The 255-nt window shown below is 70.2% G+C and carries 1 protein-coding gene; it reads right to left on the bottom strand.

Features of this window, described 5'->3' with window-relative positions; genetic code table 11:
* On the bottom strand, positions 1-255 hold a 255-nt coding region (locus CUZ56_RS15255), incomplete at both ends, for a CocE/NonD family hydrolase C-terminal non-catalytic domain-containing protein (protein ID WP_275427164.1).

Below are 255 nucleotides of genomic sequence, written 5' to 3'. Positions count from 1 at the left end.
GCCGCACTGCCGTCCCGGTGGGTGAGGTTCAGCAACCCGTAGGTCACCCGCGTGGCTTCGCCGTTGGGTGCGACATCGGACAGGCGGGCCGCCACCATCGCGTTGGGCCGGTCGGCCGAGACGGTCAGGTCCAGAGCGGGGACGCCCAGTACTTCGAACGTTTCGCCCAGCGGCTCGGTTTCGAACACCAGCGAGCCGCCGTCCTCTTCCCGCTGGTCGGCGGGCAGGTCGGGAGTGGCCGCATAGGAGGCCCAT

The sequence above is a fragment of the Saezia sanguinis genome (genome assembly GCF_003991585.1).
Taxonomy (GTDB): domain Bacteria; phylum Pseudomonadota; class Gammaproteobacteria; order Burkholderiales; family Burkholderiaceae_C; genus Saezia; species Saezia sanguinis.
Note: the sequence above shows the minus strand (reverse complement) of the source record. Positions and strands in the feature narration are given on the sequence as shown.